This window comes from Rhodococcus sp. IEGM 1305 (genome assembly GCF_030058635.1).
GTDB lineage: Bacteria > Actinomycetota > Actinomycetes > Mycobacteriales > Mycobacteriaceae > Rhodococcus_F > Rhodococcus_F opacus_D.
Map to the genome: position 1 here is coordinate 14,099 of NZ_JASHKX010000033.1, position 16,011 is coordinate 30,109.

The following is a 16,011-nucleotide window of genomic DNA, read 5'->3' on the forward strand; positions in this document are numbered from 1 at the left end:
GCCCGTCGGTTCCGGCTTCATCGCGACCGCCGGTCCAGAACGAGCTGCGTCCGGTGCACACCGGCCCGTTCCTCGTCGTCCAGCAGTGGCAGCAGCGCGTCCACTCGGGTCGTCCTCCCGTCGACCGGCAACACGGCGTCGGGTTCGACGTCCAGCCACGGAATCAGCACGAACGCACGCTCGTGTGCTCTCGGGTGCGGCAACGTCAGTTCGGGGTCGTCGCTGCGGACGTCGTCGCACGTGACGACGTCGACGTCGAGCGTGCGGGGTCCCCACCGTTCGATCCGCACCCGGTCGGCGGCGGCCTCGAGTTCCTGCCCGCGCCGCAACCAGCCGTAACCGTCGAGTGCGGGATCGTCGACGACGAGAACCGCGTTGAGGAAGTCCTGCTGCTCCACACCGCCCCACGGCGCCGTCGAATACACCGGAGAGACCGCCACGACCGCGTCACCCAGCCCGTCGAGAACGGACTGCAGATGGGCAAGACTGTCGCCGACGTTCGATCCGATCGACAACACCGCGCGACTCATGGTCGCGACCTGTGCGCGACCACCGCGACGTCCGCGAACGTCAACGGGATCGGCGCGGACGGCTTGTGCAACACCACCTCGGTGCGCCGGACGCGAGGGTCGGTCATCACCCCGTCCGCGATCTCCGCGGCAACGGTCTCGATGAGGTCCCGTGGGGGTCCCGCGACGATCGCGGCCGCGCGCTCGGCCAGTCCGCCGTAGTCAAGGGTGTCGTCGAGGTCGTCCGATGCGGCCGCCGGGGCGAGGTCCATCCACACGGTGATGTCGACGTAGAAGTCCTGACCGTCCCGCTTCTCGTGTTCGAAGACGCCGTGATTGCCACGAACCTTCAAGCCACGCAACTCGATTCGATCACTCACGTCCGGCTGCACCCTTTGCCCAGGCCTCGGCGACCGCAATGGCGTCGAGGGAACCCTGCGCATCGTGCACGCGCACTCCCCACGCCCCGTGGGTCGCGGCGAGCGCCGAAACGACGGCGGTCGCGATCTCCCGGCCGGCGGGCGGCCGCGGTTCCCCGTCCGCATCCGCCAGCAGCGAACCCAGGAACCGCTTGCGGGACGCGCCGATGAGGACGGGGAATCCCAGCTCGTTGAACTCGGGCAGCGCCTTCAGCAGAGCCCAGTTGTGGTCGGCGTTCTTCGCGAAACCGAGACCCGGATCCAGCACCAGGGAACCCGGATCCACCCCGGCCTTCACGGCCAGGTCGACCTGGGTCATCAGTTCGTCCCGAACCTCACGGACCACGTCGTCGTAGTGATCGGCGGTGCCGCGGTGCACGTAGTCGGCAGCCGAACGCCAGTGCATCAGGATCCACGGCACTCCGGCGTCCGCGACCACCGAGGCCATCGCGGCATCCGCACGGCCACCGGCGACGTCGTTGATGATCGACGCCCCCGCCTCGATCGCGGCCTCCGCGACCGACGCCCGCATCGTGTCCACGCTGACGCAGATGCCCTCGCCCACCAGATCCGAAATCACGGGTGCGACGCGACCGGCTTCGACGTCGGGATCGACCCGCGCCGCGCCCGGCCGGGTGGACTCGCCACCGACGTCGACGATGTCGACGCCGAGACGCTTCAGTTCCAGACCGCGCGCGAGCGCCGCGTCACGATCGAAGAAACGTCCGCCGTCGGAAAAGGAATCGGTGGTGACGTTCAGGACGCCCATCACCACGGTTCGGCCTGGCGCGGGCAACTCGATCACGGTCACTTCCGCAGAATAAGGTCCAGAGCCTCGGAACGTGAGGCCGCGCTGGACTGGAGCAGACCACGCACCGCGGAGGTGGTGGTACTCGCACCAGGCTTGCGGATCCCCCGCATCGCCATGCACAGGTGCTCGGCCTCGATGACCACGATCGCACCGCGCGGGTCGAGCTTGCGCATGACGGCGTCGGCGATCTGGCTGGTCAGACGTTCCTGCACCTGCGGACGCTTGGCGTAGAGGTCGACGACGCGCGCCAACTTCGACAGCCCGGTCACCTTGCCCGTCTTACCGGGGATGTACCCGACGTGGGCGACCCCGTGGAACGACACGAGATGGTGCTCACACGTGGAGTACAGCGGAATGTCGCGAACGAGCACCAGCTCCTGGTGCCCCTCGTCGAACGTCGTGTTCAGCACGGTGTCCGGGTCGGTGTAGAGGCCCGCGAAGACCTCACGGTACGACCGCGCCACGCGGGCGGGCGTATCCCGGAGTCCGGGACGGTCCGGGTTTTCACCGATCGCGATCAGCAGTTCGCGCACCGCGGCTTCGGCACGCGGCTGATCGAACACCCGGCCTGTCTCGAGTGCCACGGGCTCACTACCGAGATGATTCACCGACAACCGAAACTCCTCCAGTACCGGGACCGATCGTCCCGAAGCAACAGCCTAGTGTCGGGCGGATCAGTTCGATCCGTCCGGTCCTTTCCAGGCCCTCGTCTGCGCGTCGTCGTCGCCGGTGCCACGCTGCTCGTGCGGCGGGTTCCACTGGTTACCCGGACCCTGGTTACCGGGGTACTGACCCTCGGGGTTGTTCTGGTTCCCCGGGTCGCGAGGCGGCCAGCCCGGAGCCGACCAACCCGCGGGGGCGCCGTAGTCCGGACGCGGCTGCGTCATCCCACCCTGCGGCCGGGCCGGTGCCGGCTGCGAGTAACCGTTGGCGGGTGCCGGCTGCGGGTACTGCTGCTGCGGCGGAGCCTGCTGCGACTGCTGCTGGGCGAACACCGGCTCGGGCTGCTGAGGCCACGGCTCGCCGCGCTCGACAGCGAGTTCCCGCGGCGTCTTGACCGGCGGCTTGTCGGACGGCGTCCGGTGGCCGAAGTCGTTGAACGCCGTGATGCGCGGGCGCTTCTCGACACTGTGGAAGATCTTCTCGAGATCCTTGCGGGTAAGCGTCTCGCGTTCGAGCAGCTCGGTAGCCAGGATGTCCAGCACGTCGCGGTACTCGTTGAGGATCGCCCACGCCTCGGTGTGCGCGGCCTCGATGAGGTTGCGGACCTCTTCGTCGATCTCGCGCGCGACCTCGTGGGAGTAGTCGGACTGCTGACCCATCGACCGGCCCAGGAACGGATCTCCACCCTCCTGGCCGTACCGCACCGCACCCAGCTTGGCGCTCATGCCGTACTCGGTGACCATCGACCGGGCGATCTTCGTCGCCATGTCGATGTCGGAGGACGCACCGGTGGTCGGCTCGTGGAACACGAGTTCCTCGGCCGCGCGGCCACCCATCGCCATGACGAGTCGGGCGATCATCTCGGACCGTGTCATCAGGCCCTTGTCGTCCTCGGGCACCGTCATCGCGTGACCGCCGGTGCGGCCACGGGCGAGGATGGTGACCTTGTAGACGGGCTCGATGTCGGGCATCGCCCACGCGGCGAGCGTGTGCCCGCCCTCGTGGTACGCGGTGATCTTCTTCTCGTGCTCGCTGATGATGCGGCTCTTGCGGCGGGGACCGCCGACAACACGGTCGACGGACTCCTCGAGCGCGGCCTCCGTGATGACGGTGCCGTTCTCGCGAGCCGTGAGCAGCGCGGCCTCGTTGATGACGTTGGCCAGATCGGCACCCGACATTCCGACGGTGCGCTTGGCCAGGCCCTCGAGGTCGGCGTGCTGATCGATCGGCTTGCCCTGCGAGTGGACCTTCAGGATGGCGCGACGACCGGCGAGGTCGGGGGCGCCGACCGGGATCTGCCGGTCGAAGCGGCCCGGGCGCAGCAACGCCGGGTCGAGGATGTCGGGGCGGTTGGTGGCGGCGATGAGGATGACGCCGGTGCGGTCACCGAAACCGTCCATCTCGACCAGCAACTGGTTGAGGGTCTGCTCACGCTCGTCGTGACCGCCGCCGAGGCCGGCGCCACGCTGGCGTCCGACGGCGTCGATCTCGTCGACGAAGATGATGCAGGGGCTGTTCTGCTTGGCCTGGTCGAACATGTCGCGTACGCGGGACGCACCCACACCGACGAACATCTCGACGAAGTCCGAACCGGAGATCGTGAAGAACGGGACGCCGGCCTCGCCTGCCACCGCGCGGGCGAGGAGGGTCTTACCGGTTCCGGGCGGCCCGTACAGCAGCACGCCGCGCGGGATCTTCGCGCCCAGCGACTGGTAGCGCATCGGGTTCTGCAGGAAGTCCTTGATCTCGTACAGCTCTTCGACGGCCTCGTCCGCACCCGCGACGTCGGCGAACGTGGTCTTCGGCATGTCCTTGTTGAGCTGCTTGGCCTTCGACTTGCCGAAGCCCATGACGCCGCCGCGACCGCCGCCCTGCATGCGACTCATCACGAAGAAGAAGATGCCGAGCAGGATCACCATCGGCAGGACGAACAGCAGGATGGACGTGAGCCAGCTCTCCTGCGTGACCGTGGTGTTGTAGCTCTGCAGGCCCTTGTCGGAGATCTCGTTGAAGATCTGCTCGGACGCCGACGCCGGATACTTCGCGAGGATCTCGGTCTTGCCGTCGGTGGCGTCGTTGCCGTCCTTCAGCCACAGGCGCACCTGCTGCTCCCGGTCGTCGATCTGCGCCTTGTCGACGTTGTTCGCGTCGAGCTGCGCGATCGCCACGGAGGTGTCGACACCCTGGAATCCGCGCGTGTCGTTGCCGAAGTAGCTGAAGGCGTAGATCACCAGCAGGATGCCGGCAACTATCGCCAGGTTTCGAAACACAGTCTTACGGTTCATACAGGTCGGCCGATATGGCCGGTCCTTTCGAGAGTGCGGGTCTTCCGGGTGCGCCTTCCGGCTGCCAACCGGACAAACCAGGTTACCGCGAAGGCACCCCGGCGACTCCAGGTAGCAGCCAACCGCCGTTGGGAGCGGTCTCTTTTCTTTCAACGCATGCGGTTGCCCATCGGTTCCCTCGGACTCGATCCGAGTCCGAATGTGCGGGAGTTCACCGCACGGGCGCGACCCTCGGCCAGCCGCCGCCCACCCGCTCGATGTGAGCGGCCAGGGCCAGGATCCTGGCCTCTCCCCCGGGCGGCGCCGCGATCTGCACGGCCAGCGGGGTGCCCGAATGCGAGTGCGTGCCGACGGGCACACTCGCCGCAGGCCACCCGACGAGATTCCACAGCGCGCTGAGCGGGGCGTACCGCACGTTGGCCACGATGTTCGACAGCCACGACCGCTCGCTCCACGTCGTCGCCGCGAGCGGCGGCTGCGCGAGAGCGGGTGTGATCACCACGTCGTAGTTCTCGAAGAATGCGCGTAGCGACTCTTCGAGCCTGCCCACCTGCTCCGGGCGGACGAACCGGCCCAGCGCGCGGCCCACCGCGACGTGTCTGCGGGTCCGCGGCTGCAGTCGCCGCAGATCGAGTCCCTTCGCGTCGGCGGCCGTTCCCGCGGTCCAGCGGGCGAGAACGGGAAGCAGGTTGACCGGGTACGGCAACGTCGCAGGCTCGACGTCGTGACCCGAGCCGGTCAGTTCCGTGCCCGCGCGCACGGCCGCGTCCCGCCACTGCGGATCGACCGTGGCCAGGAACGTCGGCGACCCTGCCGCCACCGCGATCCGCAACGGTTCCGATGCGCCGATCCGCGCGAGTTCGGGTCGGTCGGCGAGGACGGACAGCATCAGGGCGGCGTCGTCGACGGTCGTGGCGATGGGCCCGTTCTCGGCCATGCCGAACCACGAGGTGGCGCCGAGTTCGGACGGCACGACACCCCTGCCCGGTTTGATGCCGAACACCCCGCAGTTCGCCGAAGGGATGCGGATCGACCCCAGACCGTCGGTCCCGTGAGCCAGGGGCACCATCCCCGCGGCGACGGCGGCGGCCGCTCCCCCGGACGAACCCCCACAGGTCAGGGAAGGATTCCACGGATTGCGGGTGATGTGGCCGGGCGCGTCGGTGGTACCCCACACCGCCAGTTCGGGGAGGGTGGTCAGGCCCACGACCACCGCTCCCGCCGCCCGCAGTCGCGCGACGACCGGGTGATCGGCAATCTTCGGTTCCGCACTGGTCGCACCCGATCCCTCGCGCATCGGCAGTCCGGCCACCGAAATGACGTCTTTGATCGCGACGGGCACTCCTGCCAGCGGAAGTGTGGACAGATCCGGCCGGCGGGAGAGGGCGAGCGCGTCGGCTCGGGCCTGTTCGGCGAGGACGGTGACGAACGCCTGAATCTTCGGTTCACGCTCTTCGATGGCCGCGAGCGCGGCCTCGACATGCTCCATCGGGCTCGAGACGCCCGAGCGAACCTGCTCGGCGACGACGACGGCTGAGGTGAACGGGGAGTCCCCCATTACCCGAGTATATGGTGCAGAGAAGCAGTCATTTCGAGTATTCGCGCTGGATACGCTAGGTCTGTGGGGTTACCATTCGCTTGTCCCTGGATGGGACTCTTCACACCGCTCCAGACAACCTCGATGTGCCCAGAGAACCCGCCCAGTAGAACCCTCGATGTGCAATGACCAGAGGAAACGGGTCGGGCAGAGACGGATCGGCCGCTGGATCGGACTCTGCCGAACGGACCGTCGGAGTCACGAACTCCGAACACGAGAGCAGCGAAGCGACGGTCGCGGCCGGACCGTCGACGGTGGTTGCTGCGCACACCGTGTCCGCACGGACGATGACCGCCGAACAAACCGCGCCCGCCGAACAAACCGCCGCCGCCGAACAAACCGCGCCCGCCGAACAAACCGCCGCCGCCGAACAAACCGCCGCCGCCGAACAAACCGCCGCCGCCGAACAGACCGCGGCCGCCGGTCCGACCGTGACCGCCAGGCAGCCGGACACGCTCATCACCAAGCCGCCGAGCAATGCGGCTCTCGACGATGTGGAGGTCGGGCAGCAGGTCGACGACTTCGATCTGCTGATGAGTCTGGGCAGCGGCGCGTTCGGCCGGGTGTTTCTGGCACGCCAGCGGTCGATGCAGCGACTCGTCGCGGTGAAGATCTCGCACGACAAGGGGAACGAGCCGCAGACCCTCGCAAAACTCGACCACAACTACATCGTCCGCGTGTTCGACCAGCGGTTGCTCGAAGACCGCCAGCTGCGCCTGCTCTACATGCAGTACCTGCCGGGCGGCACCCTGCTGCGGGTTCTGCGGCGCGTGCGTGTGACCCCGGAACAGGACCGGACGGGCAGCCTGCTGCTGGACGTGGTCGACGAGGAGATGCGGGAGAAGGGCGAGATCAGGCCCACCGACTCGAGTGTGCGGGACGAGATCGCATCGCTGACCTGGCCGGAGACGATCGCGTGGCTGGGGCGGCGACTGGCGGACGCCCTCGACTACGCCGGCAAGCGCGGCGTCCTGCACCGCGACATCAAGCCCGCGAACATCCTGCTGACGGCCGAGGGGGTGCCGAAGCTCGCCGATTTCAACATCAGTTTCAGCGACACCGTCACCGGCGCGTCACCGCTCGCCTACTTCGGCGGGTCCCTGGCGTACATGTCCCCCGAGCAACTCGAGGCGTGTCACCGCGGTATGCCCGGGACGGCGGCGGACCTCGACACCCGCAGCGACATCTTCGCGCTCGGCGTGATGTTGTGGGAGCTGATGTGCGGGCGGCGTCCGTTCGAGGACGAGGACGTGTCGAGCGAGTCGCTCGTCGCACTCGAAGCGATGCTGGACCGCCGCAGCCGCGACATCGACCCGGAGTTCCTCGACCAGTTGCCCTACGACTGCCCGCCGTCGCTGCGCCGGGTGCTGCTGACGTGTCTGGCACCGAAGCCGGAGGACCGGTGGTCGTCCGGTGCCGAACTGGCCCAGCAATTCGACCTGTGCCTGAATCCGCGGGCCCGGGACCTCGTCGATCCGCCGCCGAACAGTTGGCGCATGCGGCTGCGCCGATTCGCGCTCCCGATTCTGGTGATCGGTATCGCGGTGCCGAATGCCCTCGCGGGCGCCTACAACTATCACCACAACAAGATGCTGATCATCAGCAATCTGACGCCGGAGGCCCAGCACTCGTTCGAATCGATCCAAATGGTGATCAATTCGATCGCGTTCCCGTTGGGCGCGATCATGCTGCTCTACTGGTGCCGATATCCGCTGCTCGTTCCGCGGGGTCTGCGCAAGGGTAAAACGTACGACCGCCAGACGCTGGCCCGGGCCCGCACCGACACGCTGCTGCTCGGCGACCGCGTCGTGCTGGTGGTGTTCGGGTTGTGGGTCATCGCGGGCATCGCCTATCCGATTTCCCTGCAACTCGCGGCGGGGAACGTGCCGCCGGGCGCGTACGTGCACTTCATCGCATCACTGATCGTGTGCGGTGCCGTGTCGGTGGCGTACCCGTTCTTCGTGGTGGCGTTCTTCGCGGTGCGCTGCATCTACCCGACCCTGCTGCCGCAGGACATCGCCAGCAGCGCCGACGCGCACAAGCTGCGGGGTCTCGACCGCCGGAGCACGCTGTATCTCGCGGTGGCCGCCTCGGTTCCGCTGGCCGGTGTGGCCGGGGTGACGTTCCTGTCGCCCGACGAGATCACGCTGGTGATCATCGCGGTCCGCATCCTGTGCGTCGGCGGCATCTTCGCGTTCGTCGGCGTGTACTGGCTGTTCCGGCAACTGGAGCAGGACCTGCGGGCGCTGGAGCTCGCCGTGTCACACGAACCCGTCCGCTGACGGGCGGCGCGGAGATCAGCCGCCGTAGACGGAAGGCTCGAGGGTCCCGATGTACGGCAGGTCGCGATAGCGCTCGGCGTAGTCGAGGCCGTACCCGACGACGAATTCGTTGGGGATGTCGAAGCCGACGTTCGCGACGTTGACGTCGACCTTGATGGCGTCGGGCTTGCGCAGCAGCGTGACGACCTCGAGGGACGCGGGGTTGCGGCTCGACAGGTTGCGCATCAGCCAGGACAGCGTCAGACCGGAGTCGATGATGTCCTCGACGATCAGCACGTGCCGGCCCGCGATGTCCTTGTCGAGGTCCTTGAGGATGCGCACGACGCCGGAGGACGACGTGGACGACCCGTAGGAGCTGACGGCCATGAACTCCATCTGGGTGGGGATGGGGAGGGCCCGCGCGAAGTCGGTCATGAAGAAGATGGCGCCCTTGAGGACACCCACCAGGAGCAGATCCCCTTCCGGGGCGCCCTCCGGGTAGCGCTTGGCGATCTCCTCGGCCAGTTCGACGGTACGTCGACGGATCTCGTCCTCGGAGATCAGTACCGATGCGATGTCGCCTTCGTACACGCGATCAAACCCTTCGTCGGTCGTCCAATCCGACGTTCAGCCTGCCACGTCGTCGGCGGACCACCAACCTCGCGTCCGGTGTTCCGCCCCCGATCGCCACCTGCCCCTGTCCCCGCCACCGTGCGACGAGGTCGTCCACGGCCCGCAGCTGGGTGTCTCCGAGACCGCGCGCACCGGCCGCGAGGAGCCAGCTACGCAGCACCCGCCGGCGGACGGGTGGCGCCGACAGAACGAGTAGGTCGGTGTCGATTTCGCCGTCCACCACGACTTTTTCTTGGGCGTCGGCGGCCAGCGTGTCGAGGACCGCTCCTTCCTCGCGCAGGTGTTCCCCGGTGCGGGCGAGGGCTCCGGCGACGCCGCCGCCCAGCACGTCCTCGAGCAGCGGCAGCACCTCGGTGCGCAGCCGCACCCGCACGAAGTCGGGTGAGGCGTTGTGCGGGTCCTCGTACGGGCTCAGTCCCAGTTCCGCGCAGGCCTGCCGGGTCACCGCGCGGCGCACGTCCAGCAGCGGACGCCCCCACGGGCTGTCGTACGCGCTCATCCCCCAGATGGATCGACCGCCCGAACCGCGCGACAACCCCAGCAACACCGTTTCGGCCTGGTCGTCGAGGGTGTGCCCCAGCAGCACCGGGCGGGTTCCGCGCGCCGAGTCGAGGGCGCGGTAACGGGCCTGCCGGGCGGCCGCCTCGAGCCCGCCCGACCCGGTCACATCGACGGGAAGCACCGCGGCGGACGCGCAGCCGAGCGCTCGGGCACGGGCTGCCGCCTCGTCGGCTACGTCGGCGGAACCCGGCTGCAGCCGATGATCGACGACGAGGGCACACACCGACCGTGCCTCGACGGCGGCCGCCGCGGTCAGTGCCAGTGAGTCGGCGCCACCCGACAACGCGACCGCGATCTCACCGTCCGGGGCGTGCGCCGCGATCCAGCGCCGCACGGCGTGACGAACCTCGAGGATCGCCGGCTCCTCGGGAAGCACCATCACCGGCTCAGCCCTTCTCGAATCAGCCCAGAACCCGGGACACCCAGACGTCCGGCGCGTCGATCTCCGCGAGCCGGGGCAACGTGTCGGGGCCGGTCCACACGACGTTGAACCGGTCCATCCCGACCTTGTCCACGACGGCGTCGACGAACGCCTTGCCGCGCACGTACTGCGCCATCTTGGCGTCCATTCCGAGCAGTGCCCGGATGAGACGCTGCACAGGATTGCTCTTGCGGCGGCGCCGCTGATCGAACGCTGCCCGGATCGCGGCCACCGACGGCACGACCGCGGGGCCGACGGCGTCCATCACGTGGTCCGCATGTCCCTCGAGGAGGGTGCCGAGCACCAGCAGGCGGTCGAGCGCCTCACGTTGCGGCTCGGCCTGGGTCGCGCGCAGCAGTCCGACGATGCCGCCCGGTGCGCCCGAGTCGTCCGGCTCCGTGCGCCCGCGGGCGCGCAGCGCGGAGGACAACCGGCCGACCATGTCGGTGAGGGACTCGTCTTCGGCGGATCCGAGGGTCTCCACCGACTCCTGCATGTATCCGGTGAGCCACGGTGAGGACGAGAACTGCACCCGGTGCGTCACCTCGTGGAGGCACACCCAGAGCCGGAAGTCGCTGGGCTGCACCCGCAACGTGCGCTCGACGGACACCACGTTGGGCGCCACCAGCAGCAGGGTTCCGTTGTCGCCGGTAAACGGGTCGTACTGGCCGAGGATCGCCGACGACAGATACGCGAGCATCGCCCCGGCCTGAATGCCTGCCGGCTTGCCGACCAGCGTGCCGGGAGCGGCGTCGCCGCCCGTGAGTTGCGACATCGAATGCGCGGCGGCGTGGATCCACCCGGCCCGGTCGAGGATCTGGGCGGTCGGCACCGGAAGTCCGTCGGCGAGGCCGGTGACTTCCCGGACGGGCAGTTCCGCGCGCATCGACGCGTCGGCCAGTTCCGCGACCACGGTTTCGGCGGTGTACCGCGACGTCACCGGTCCGCTGCGCGCGAGTTTCACCCCCGTCCTGGCTGCCAGCTTCCAGTCGACGGCGCCGCTGAAGGCATTTCCCTCGGCGGCCATCACTGGCACCCGCACGTGCGGAGCGCGGCCGCCAGTGCGTCGAGTGCGGGACGGCTGACCTCCGGCGGGCGGTCGTTGGACATCAGCGCGAACGTGAGGACACGCCCGTTCTGGTCCACCACGTAGCCGGCGAGCGCGCTGGCCGTGGACAGGGTGCCGGTCTTCGCCCGCACCCATCCGGCGCCCGTGCGGTTCCCCGACGCGTACCGGTCCGACAGGCTGCCCGTGGCACCGGCCACCGGCAGGTAGTCGAGCATCGGGCGCAGGGCCGGATTGCCGTCGCCCGCGGCGGCCGTGAGGACCTGGTCGAGCGTGTGCGGGGCGATGCGGTCGTCGACGGACAACCCGCTGGCGTCGTGCAGGGTGAACCCCGACAGATCGAAGCCGGCCGCGGTCAGGGTCTGGCCGATGGTCGCGACGGCGCCGTCGAACGATGCTTCCGCGCCGGCATTCATGGCAACCTCCCGCCCGATCGCTTCGGCAAGCACATTGTCCGAGTGTTCCATCATCTGCCGCAACCGGTCGCGGAGCGGCGCGGACTGCACGCTCGCCACGGTAGCCGCACCGGGCGCCGCGACCCCCGACGTGACCGCCGACGGGGCGACGCCCAGCGCACCGGCGAGCGTCCGCCCGGCGTCGAGCGCGGGTGTCGCACTGCGCGGCGACTCGTCCACGAGCGGGTCGGCCCGTCCGCCGTCGATCATGATCGGTTCGGTGGGGGTGATGAATCCGGCGCCGACGTCCGTCGGGAACCACCCCTGCGCCATGGTGTCGCCCGAGTAGATGCTGGTGTCGACCACGATGCTCGTCACCTGGATGCCCGCGTTCCGGATCTGATCGACCAGTTGCGAGATGTGCGCCGCACCCGGGTAATAGCCGTTCTCCCCGACCGGTTTCGCGGTGAGTGTGGGATCACCGCCGGCAACGAGGACGATCTCGCCGGGAGTCGCCCCCTGCACCACCTTCGTCGTCACGCGACGGTCGGACGGCAACGCCAGCAACGCGGATCCCGCGGTGAGGACCTTGGTGGTCGACGCCGGGGTCATCGGGGTCTGCGGGTTGACACTCCACAGGACCTGACCGGTGACCGCGTCGGCGACCGTTCCGCTGAACTTGCCGAGGTCGGGGTTGGCGGCGGCCGGACCGACTGCGGCGGCGATCCCCTGCGCCGTCGGCATCGGGGCGTCGTCCGGCACCGGCGTGACCTGCGGGGCCGCCGTGATCGGTGCCGGTTCGGGCGCGATCGTCAGTTCACCGCGCCCCGCCGACGCGTTGTGCGCGGTCACCGCGACCACCAGAACAGCCGCCATCGCGAGCACCACGACGACGACCGACGCGAACAGAATTCGCATGTTCCGACGGTGGCGTCCCGCCAACGAGCCCATCTTCTTCTTTCCCTGGCTCGGCAACGCGCCTCCGTCTTCACTGTGATTCGTGGGTGGTCAGACAACCAACCTTATCCTCGACCCGATATCCTCTCCCCGAATCATCATCGACACGACAGCGAGGAATCGGCGTGGAGTTCGACGTCACCATCGAGATCCCCAAGGGTCAGCGAAACAAGTACGAGGTCGACCACGTGACCGGTCGCGTGAAGCTGGACCGCTACCTCTACACCGCGTTCGGCTACCCGGCCGACTACGGCTTCATCGAGAACACGCTCGGCGAGGACGGCGACCCGCTGGACGCGCTGGTCCTGCTCCCCGAGTCCGTGTTCCCCGGCGTCATCGTCGAGGCACGTCCGGTCGGCATGTTCAAGATGGTCGACGAGGCCGGCGGCGACGACAAGGTGCTGTGTGTGCCGGCCGGCGACCCGCGCTGGGATCACATCCAGGACATCGGCGACGTTCCGCAGTTCGAACTGGATGCCATCAAGCACTTCTTCGTCCACTACAAGGACCTCGAGCCGGGCAAGCACGTCGAGGCCGCCGACTGGGTCGGGGTGGCCGAGGCGAAGGCCGAGGTCGAGGCCTCGTTCAAGCGTCTGAAGGACAACGGCGGGCACTGAGCCGGCGGCGAATCGTCGGGCACTGAGCCGGCGGCGAATCGTCTGGCACTGAGCCTCCCGATATTTACGGCAACGGCGCCCATCCCCCGCGGGGGTGGGCGCCGTTGGCGTCTCACTCCTGCGCGTCTCCCCGCGCCGCGGCCTGGAGGCCGGACTCGCTGCGGAGTGGCACTTCCTTCCACAGCAGAGTGAGGACGAAGGCGACGACGGCGAGCATCGACACGCTGAGGAAGACGGATCCGATTGCGTCGGCGAATCCTTCGCGGAAGGGCAGGGCCAGCACGTCGTCGAGTTTTCCGATCACCGAGCTGTCCGTGAGGACTCCGCTGACGCCGGCGTGGTCGGGGCTGAGGATCCCTTGGCCCATGGCGGCCTCCGCGGGGTCGTTGCTCTGTGCGGCCGCGGCCACGGCTCGACGGAAGTCGGCTGTGCCGGCGGCGGCTGTCACGCGTTCGCCGATGGCCGGGGTGAGGCGGGAGAAGAGGATCGACAGGAAGATTGCGACGCCTGCGGTGCCGCCGATCTGCCGGAAGAACGTGGCCGCTCCGGTCGACACCCCCATGTCCTGCGGGGGCAGTGCGTTCTGAATGGCGAGGGTGAGGGGCTGCATCAGGTTTCCGAGACCGAGTCCGAGGATCAGCATGAACACCATCACGACGGGCATCGGGGTGTCGGCGGCCAGCGTGTGCAGCAGGAACGCGCCGATCCCGATCAGAGCGGTGCCCAGGATCGGGAAGTACCGGTACCGCCCGGTCCGCGAGATCATCTGACCGCTGACCACCGAGCCGGCCATGAGGCCGAGGACCATCGGCAGAATCTGGAACCCGGCCAGGGTGGGGCTCGAGCCCTTCACCACCTGTAAGTACTGCGGCAGCAAGGTGATACCGCCGAACATGACGGCGCCCACGACTAGGCTGATCACGACACCGAGCGCGAAGGTGCTGTTACGGAAGAAGCGCATCGGGATGAGTGCGTCGTCCTTCATCGCCAATTCCACCGACACGAAGGCGAGCACACCGATGACGCCGATCACGTAGCACGCCAACGACTTCGAGCTGCCCCACCCCCAGCTGTGCCCCTGTTCGGCGACCACGAGCAGCGGCACCACACCCACCGCGAGGGCGATCGCGCCCCACCAGTCGATCCGCCGGCTTCCGCTCGGTCGCCGCGGCAGGTGCAGCACGCGGGAGACGACCGTGAGCGCGACCAGTCCCACCGGCACGTTGACGAGGAAAACCCAACGCCAGCCGTCGATTCCGAGGATCACATCCTGCCCGGCGAACACTCCGCCGAGGACGGGGCCGAGGACGCTGGAGGTGCCGAACACGGCCAGGAAGTAGCCCTGATATTTGGCCCGTTCACGCGGGGAGACGATGTCGCCGATGATGGTGAGCGCCAACGAGAACAGACCGCCCGCGCCGAGCCCCTGCACTGCACGGAAGGCCGCGAGCATGTACATCGACGTCGAGAAGGTGCACATGACCGAGCCGATCACGAACACCGTGATCGCGAACATGAAGAACGGTTTGCGGCCGTAGATGTCGGACAGTTTGCCGTAGAGCGGCGTCGCCAGGGTGGCGGTGACGAGGTATGCGGTGGTGGCCCACGCCTGCAGCGAATACCCGTCGAGGTCGTCGGCGATGGTCCGGATCGCCGTCGCCACGATCGTCTGGTCGAGCGCGGCGAGGAACATGCCGAGCATCAACCCACTGAGTACAGCCAGGATCTGCCGGTGGGTGTAGGCCACCGGCGTTTCGACCGAATTCGACACTGTTTCCTCGCTGCGCTGTCGTTTACTTGTAGTCCGCAAGTATGCGAGGGCGGCGAGGTTTCGGGCAACTGATGAACTGGGCTTTACCTGCGGATAAGCGACTACGACGCGGCCGCACCCCGTCCCGGAGGTGCGGCCGCGTCGGCGGACGGACTATTCGCCCGTGAATTCGGGGGCGCGCTTCTCGAAGACGGCGGTGATCGCCTCGGTCAGGTCCTGCGACGGCAGGAACGCGGCGTTCCACGCGGCGACGTAGCGGAGGCTGTCGTCGACGGCGGCCGCGCGGGAGTGGTCCAGGACGTCCTTGATGCCGTGCACGACGAGCGGCGGGTTCGCCGCGATCTCGGCCGCGGTCGCGTGCGCGGCGGCGAGGACGGCGTCGACGTCCGCGAAGACACCGTTGACGAGACCGATCTTCTCGGCGCGCCCGGAGTCGATGTCCTTACCGGTGAGCGCGAGTTCCCGCAGGTGGCCGTCGCCGATGATGGCGGGCAGCCTGGCGAAGCTGCCCATGTCCGCGACGATCGCGACTTTGACCTCACGGATGCTGAACTTCGCGTCGGTGCTGGCGTAGCGAATGTCGCACGCGGAGATCAGGTCGACGCCGCCGCCGATGCACCAGCCCTGGACGGCCGCGACCACCGGCTTGCGGCAGTCGGCGACCGCGTTGATGCCGGACTGCATCCGCTTGATCATGTCGTGGAACGCGGTACGCGGGCCGGCCTGCGCCTTGTCGGCGAGGACGGACCCGAAGCTGCCGCTCATGGCGGGCAGATCCAGACCGAAGGAGAAGTTCTTGCCGGAGCCGGCGATCACCACGGCCCGCACGTCCGGATCGGTGTCGAGTTCCCCGAAGATCTCGGGGAGCTCGCTCCAGAAATCCGGGCCCATCGCGTTGCCCTTTCCGGGTCCGATGAGCGTCACCTGCGCGACGTGATCCTTGCGCTCGACGGTGAACGCATTCCAGGTCTTCTGTTCGGTCATTACTCCAGAGTAACCACCGCTCTTCGAGGTCAGGAGAAATACCCTGGAGGTCTCTGCACCG

At 68.3% G+C, this 16,011-nt stretch carries 14 protein-coding genes; 2 read left to right on the top strand and 12 right to left on the bottom strand.

All coding sequences use genetic code 11. The features are described from left to right. Positions 1–17 precede the first annotated feature (17 nt). From folK to QM693_RS29775, 6 genes are all read right to left on the bottom strand, one after another. A complete protein-coding gene (gene folK / locus QM693_RS29750; RefSeq protein ID WP_283336357.1) occupies positions 18–530 on the bottom strand; it encodes a 2-amino-4-hydroxy-6-hydroxymethyldihydropteridine diphosphokinase in 513 nt (170 codons plus the stop codon). Next, positions 527–889 (bottom strand): dihydroneopterin aldolase, encoded by a 363-nt coding sequence (gene folB / locus QM693_RS29755; RefSeq protein ID WP_280779122.1) that lies wholly within the window; start codon positions 887–889, stop codon positions 527–529. Before folB ends, folK begins: the two co-directional genes overlap by 4 nt. Then, positions 882–1,739 (bottom strand): dihydropteroate synthase, encoded by an 858-nt coding sequence (folP, locus tag QM693_RS29760; protein WP_283354137.1) that lies wholly within the window; start codon positions 1,737–1,739, stop codon positions 882–884. The genes folB and folP overlap by 8 nt, the downstream gene beginning before the upstream one ends. Next, positions 1,736–2,353, bottom strand: coding sequence for a GTP cyclohydrolase I FolE (gene folE / locus QM693_RS29765; RefSeq protein WP_025431746.1), 618 nt, complete (start codon positions 2,351–2,353; stop codon positions 1,736–1,738). The genes folP and folE overlap by 4 nt, the downstream gene beginning before the upstream one ends. 60 nt (positions 2,354–2,413) lie before the next feature. Further along, positions 2,414–4,687, bottom strand: coding sequence for an ATP-dependent zinc metalloprotease FtsH (ftsH, locus tag QM693_RS29770; RefSeq protein WP_105419490.1), 2,274 nt, complete (start codon positions 4,685–4,687; stop codon positions 2,414–2,416). Between the two features lie 211 nt (positions 4,688–4,898). Further along, positions 4,899–6,245 (bottom strand): amidase, encoded by a 1,347-nt coding sequence (locus tag QM693_RS29775; protein WP_280779123.1) that lies wholly within the window; start codon positions 6,243–6,245, stop codon positions 4,899–4,901. Positions 6,246–6,409: 164 nt separating this feature from the next. Between QM693_RS29775 and QM693_RS29780 the strand changes: the two genes are divergently transcribed. After that, the gene (locus QM693_RS29780; protein ID WP_283354138.1) at positions 6,410–8,566 is read left to right on the top strand and encodes a serine/threonine-protein kinase; all 2,157 of its coding nucleotides are present in this window, start codon (positions 6,410–6,412) and stop codon (positions 8,564–8,566) included. Positions 8,567–8,581: 15 nt separating this feature from the next. Here the strand turns inward: QM693_RS29780 and hpt are convergent, their stop codons facing one another. The 4 genes from hpt to dacB are packed head-to-tail and all read right to left on the bottom strand — an operon-like array spanning position 8,582 to position 12,572. Next, on the bottom strand, positions 8,582–9,136 hold the full coding sequence (hpt, locus tag QM693_RS29785) for a hypoxanthine phosphoribosyltransferase (RefSeq protein ID WP_005244976.1): 555 nt from the start codon (positions 9,134–9,136) through the stop codon (positions 8,582–8,584). Positions 9,137–9,140: 4 nt separating this feature from the next. After that, positions 9,141–10,118 carry a tRNA lysidine(34) synthetase TilS gene (gene tilS / locus QM693_RS29790; protein ID WP_283354139.1) on the bottom strand — a complete coding sequence of 326 codons (978 nt, stop codon included), beginning with the start codon at positions 10,116–10,118 and terminating at the stop codon, positions 9,141–9,143. Between the two features lie 22 nt (positions 10,119–10,140). Then, positions 10,141–11,187 (bottom strand): Rv3626c family coenzyme F420 biosynthesis-associated protein, encoded by a 1,047-nt coding sequence (locus QM693_RS29795; protein ID WP_283354140.1) that lies wholly within the window; start codon positions 11,185–11,187, stop codon positions 10,141–10,143. Further along, on the bottom strand, positions 11,187–12,572 hold the full coding sequence (gene dacB, locus QM693_RS29800; RefSeq protein WP_283336393.1) for a D-alanyl-D-alanine carboxypeptidase/D-alanyl-D-alanine endopeptidase: 1,386 nt from the start codon (positions 12,570–12,572) through the stop codon (positions 11,187–11,189). The genes QM693_RS29795 and dacB overlap by 1 nt, the downstream gene beginning before the upstream one ends. A gap of 131 nt (positions 12,573–12,703) precedes the next feature. Between dacB and QM693_RS29805 the strand changes: the two genes are divergently transcribed. After that, positions 12,704–13,195 (top strand): inorganic diphosphatase, encoded by a 492-nt coding sequence (locus QM693_RS29805; protein ID WP_009477470.1) that lies wholly within the window; start codon positions 12,704–12,706, stop codon positions 13,193–13,195. A gap of 112 nt (positions 13,196–13,307) precedes the next feature. On the opposite strand, the gene QM693_RS29810 is transcribed toward QM693_RS29805, so the two are convergent. Together QM693_RS29810 and QM693_RS29815 are read right to left on the bottom strand one after the other, a co-directional pair. After that, positions 13,308–15,005, bottom strand: coding sequence for an MDR family MFS transporter (locus QM693_RS29810; RefSeq protein WP_283354141.1), 1,698 nt, complete (start codon positions 15,003–15,005; stop codon positions 13,308–13,310). A gap of 114 nt (positions 15,006–15,119) precedes the next feature. Beyond that, positions 15,120–15,950: a crotonase/enoyl-CoA hydratase family protein gene (locus QM693_RS29815; RefSeq protein ID WP_280779129.1), complete on the bottom strand. Its 831-nt coding sequence runs from the start codon at positions 15,948–15,950 to the stop codon at positions 15,120–15,122. Between the last annotated feature and the right edge of the window lie 61 nt (positions 15,951–16,011).